At 44.1% G+C, this 4108-nt stretch carries 4 protein-coding genes and 2 pseudogenes; 2 read left to right on the top strand and 4 right to left on the bottom strand.

Features of this window, described 5'->3' with window-relative positions; translation table 11 throughout:
- From RIG27_RS13825 to RIG27_RS13835, 3 genes and pseudogenes are all read right to left on the bottom strand, one after another.
- A pseudogene (locus RIG27_RS13825) lies at nt 1–78 on the bottom strand (IS607 family transposase); the annotation flags it as partial.
- Nucleotides 79–701: 623 nt separating this feature from the next.
- Nucleotides 702–941, bottom strand: a complete 240-nt coding sequence (locus tag RIG27_RS13830; protein ID WP_446345988.1) for a hypothetical protein — start codon at nt 939–941, stop codon at nt 702–704.
- 33 nt (nt 942–974) lie between these two features.
- A complete protein-coding gene (locus RIG27_RS13835) occupies nt 975–2009 on the bottom strand; it encodes a hypothetical protein (protein WP_446345990.1) in 1035 nt (344 codons plus the stop codon).
- A gap of 202 nt (nt 2010–2211) precedes the next feature.
- Here RIG27_RS13835 and RIG27_RS13840 point away from each other — a divergent pair.
- A pseudogene (locus RIG27_RS13840) lies at nt 2212–2289 on the top strand (pentapeptide repeat-containing protein); the annotation flags it as partial.
- A 299-nt stretch (nt 2290–2588) separates the two neighbouring features.
- Here RIG27_RS13840 and RIG27_RS13845 read toward each other — a convergent pair.
- Nucleotides 2589–2711, bottom strand: coding sequence for a hypothetical protein (locus RIG27_RS13845; RefSeq protein WP_446345992.1), 123 nt, complete (start codon nt 2709–2711; stop codon nt 2589–2591).
- A gap of 305 nt (nt 2712–3016) precedes the next feature.
- Here RIG27_RS13845 and RIG27_RS13850 point away from each other — a divergent pair, with 305 nt between their 5' ends.
- A complete protein-coding gene (locus tag RIG27_RS13850) occupies nt 3017–3820 on the top strand; it encodes a hypothetical protein (protein ID WP_446345994.1) in 804 nt (267 codons plus the stop codon).
- Nucleotides 3821–4108 lie beyond the last annotated feature (288 nt).

The following is a 4108-nucleotide window of genomic DNA, read 5'->3' on the forward strand; positions in this document are numbered from 1 at the left end:
CAAGTTTCCTTGTTTCCACCACCTCCAGGCAGTTCGATAACTGATTCCTGCTTTTTTGGCATAGTCTGAGAGTTTCATGTCTATATATTACCCAACATGACTACATCTGACTATATTCTTATTGAAACTTTACAATACCAAAGAAAACCCCCGCTAGTTCCGTCAATCTAGCGGGGGTAAAGCAGGGGGATTAGGGTGCATTCTGATTGGGTTCATCCCCCTTAAAAAATAGTATGAACGCCTGATGTTGGTTTTCAGGTTGGCGTTAATGTATAACTTTACAGAAAAATGCCTTTTTTTGGCTTCACTCGCCTTAAACGCTTGTCTGTTTTCGACATTAGCGAGAACCATCGAACTCTTGATCAAATAGTGCTTCGATAAAGGCAAAACAGCCGACTAAGTAAGCCATCAAAATCATTACTTCTAACATAGCCACAATCTCCTTGATTCACGCTTCTCTAGGTTTAGGTTTTTTTCCTACACTCTCATTCTCCTCTATGGTTGGGATAAATACAGTGCTATCGATCTAGAGAATCGGTGATTTATTTGGTAAAAAATGAGTGATATTTAGCAATAATCTATGTGATCAAAGTCCGATTATACAATGACATGTATCACTGGTTACATTAAATGACAGATTTGGCTCATTCACAGTAATGGTTCTGCCGGACTTATTATGCTAAATTGCCTCATACGACGTGCTAAAGATTCTTGGCACATTCCAGCCTAGTTATTAAACGCTTGCTTGTCGCCAGATCGTCTACGAGTCGCAGCGTTACTAAGGCGCGATCGTATTGTTTGGCTTCGGTATAAAAAACAAAAAAAATTAGTCCTAATAACTTGATAACTTGATTGGGAAGGAAGATAACGGTTGACGACGAGATGACTTCCAAGCTAGACGTAGCCGCACAGAGAATACACCCCAAGGGTTTGGGTGGCATCACCCATCTTCGCGATCGCGAAGATGGAATATCTCAAGTATCCACCATCAGCTTCAGACGCACAATCTGTTCGCCTGTTTCATCGAGGGGAACTTCAATCACGTCATTGGTGAGACGATCCAGACAGTTGAGGAGCGATCGCAGATGAGGGGTACTTGCCCCGGTATCGACGTATAATCGGTCGGATAGGCTACTCAGCCGTTTCCAGGTGGTATAAAGTTTACCCACGCTTTGTTCCAAAACGGATGCCTGTTTGACCAAATCAGCCGCCGTATTTAAGCAGCCTAGGCGCAGGGCTTCCTGGAGTGCCAATTCCATATCCAAAGACGAGTGCTGAATCGCTTGCACTTGGGCAGCGGCGTCGAGGTATTTCGCTAAGAAACGGGCGTCTGATGTGGTTTGTTTTACCGTATCCACATCAGGATTTGCCGCCACTTCCTCTTGTAACGGTTTCAGGTGGGATTCTGGCAACTTCTCCATTTCTTTAACTAACGGTGCCAGATAACGAGCGGGCATAGTTCCGGCTGAGGCTTTTTCCTTGACTTCATCAGGGAGTAACTCTGAGGACATGGCTGTCCATTCATCGGCTAGCTGCTTCACCTCACGCCGCGTGATCCGATCGCCTTGTTGCGCCTTATCGCTAACCAGTTGTTGCACTTCGGGGGCAGATTTGGCAGTTTCCACAAATGCCCGCTTACTGAAATTACGGATTGCATCGGGGTTGAGTTTGCCTTCGGCGAGGAGGGTATCGGCACTATTTGCCAGTTCGATCAGGGAATATGCCTGACTCTTACTAATCTCGCGACTTTTCAGCCAGTTGATAAAGCCCGTACCGCGTCCATCCCCCCCTTTTTTCTCGCGATCGCGCACCACACGCAGAATCCGCCCGCGCCAGATCTCGGTTTGTAAGTCGAAGCGATCGCACACTCGCCAAGCATTATCGACAAGTTGCTGAAAGTCATATTCCTGAATATCCTCATCTTCTGGATCAGGAAGTTGGAAACTCAAATCAACGGGTTCTTCAAGAACAGCCGCGAGTTCGGCAGTGGATTCGGGGATTTCAACCATAGGGATGCTAATCGTCGAGCGATCAAACGGGGTGATTACAGCTTCTCAAATTATAGAGGGACGCCACCACTAGAGTAATAGGGGTGAGACAGGTGCAGGTAATGCACAAGATATGCCAATCGGCAAGGATTCAGCTCACTTTTTTGGCATCAATTATGCTATGCCTATAGATAGTCAGGTCGGCTACTCCGCTATCCCCGTTATGCCCCAGGATTTTTCGGGTCAAAATCTCCAAGGTCGTTCATTTAAGGGTCAAGATCTCACGGGTGCTAATTTTAGCGTGACCAAAGTCACGCCCAGTTTGCAGGGGGTTTTGCTGAAACAGTTCATGGAGCTCAGATAGGTGGCACTATTCACAACTATGCATTTAATGTTTTAAAAAAGGGAGGTACTGAAGTATTCAAAGAAGCAATTGACCATCCCCTAATTAATATTTTGCTAGCAATGATGGAAGGCTGGCAATCGACTGAGTAGAATTAGATTGTAGTCAATATATCTCATTTTGATATCAAATTCAGGTTGACTACCCTCTTTATAATGCAGTCCGCGCAGGCGGACTTTGTTTGTGTAGCTGCGATTTTAATCGCCTAGTCGAAAGGGAGACTGCGATCTGCGATCGCGAAATTCTTGGATTAAGGCTAAATTGAGCAACAGAGTGGAGTGATCTGATTCCTCATCGCTTATGTCAAAAAATCCTGACATAAACCTGTCTCTAGTTTCGGCAAATGCTTCTGTGATAAAAAATACGTACTTTTCGTCTCATCCGTAGTAGCGGATCGGTAAGATAAGAGCAGATAGCCCGTGATGGAATAGTCATCACGCCCTTACATCTCACTTAAGGTGATCGCAAACCAATGACAGCGCTGCACTCGGATAGGAGGCTGGCGACTGAAGATAAATAGGGGTTGATTTTTCAAAGTTACGGTAGTATCTCTAGGAGGAGAATCATCCCTCACGCGATCGCGAATAGAGTCTGGTTGTTTCCTTAATGATGACAGCTTCAGGTTATGACTACATTAAACCCTACAATTCCCGTTGATTCCGAACACCTAAAGACTATAAGTATATTTGAACTCATCCCTCAAGAAGTTCTTAAATGGATTAATGATTTATCCTGGGAAGAGCGACGCTATGTTTTATCGCTGTGTCATTTAATCTGTACGGTTCCCTTAGATAAACAAGCAGAATTTTTAGATAACTATACGGCAGACAGCTTAGTGTTAAAACTCCTCCAAGAGCAAGCCCCTAAAGATTGGGTAACTCGCTCGTTCAAAAAACTCCACATTAAGCAAAAACTTACGAATACTGTCTTAAAAGGCTATATTAAACAGTATTACGTTCATTCTGCCCAAGACTTACGCACCAAACCTGATCGCGACATCGAGTATTTAGAGTCTGTTCTCCATCTCATTAATGATCCCGAAGAGCGGAATAATCTATTTCATTACATCTTAGGTAGTGAAATTATCAAAATGCTTTTCCAAATGAGCTGGCTGCAACATGAGCGATTTTATCGTTTACAGAAAAATCAGGAATATTTTATTAACCATTATATTAAGCCCATTCAACATACCCATCGCTTGAATGGTCTGGTTGTCCCTAAAGACGAAACCCTTTTCTTTGCGAAGCGGGATTACTTTATCAAAAAGCCGGATATTAGAAACAAACAATTAACTGAATTACTAATGTTTACTTTTACAACCGCTCAAGTCAGTAACCTTGGCTTTTTTATTAGCCATAATCTTGATTTTGTTATGTTTGACTATGACTCTATTTTTAACTCAGAACCAGAATGCATTTTTCTTTGCTGATCGGACTTTTTTAAGAATTGTAATCAAAGCGAAGACGGAACAGATACAGCACTTTCCGCTCTTATGAGATACGTTTGATCCCCCTAAATCCCCCCTGCAACAAAAGCTCTCGCATCCTCTCTCCTCCCCCCTGCAACAAAAGTGAAACATCCTCTGTCCTCCCCCATGCAACAAAAGCTCTCGCATCCTCTGTCCTCCCCCCTCTTGTAGCAGGGGGAACGAGGGGGGTAGGGGGGAACGAGGGGACCGGAGTTGGGGTTAGGGGATGAGGGGGAAATGTTGAGGAGT

Origin of the sequence: Coleofasciculus sp. F4-SAH-05 (assembly GCF_040222985.1) — a bacterium.
In the GTDB taxonomy this organism is placed as follows: Bacteria; Cyanobacteriota; Cyanobacteriia; order Cyanobacteriales; family Coleofasciculaceae; genus Coleofasciculus; species Coleofasciculus chthonoplastes.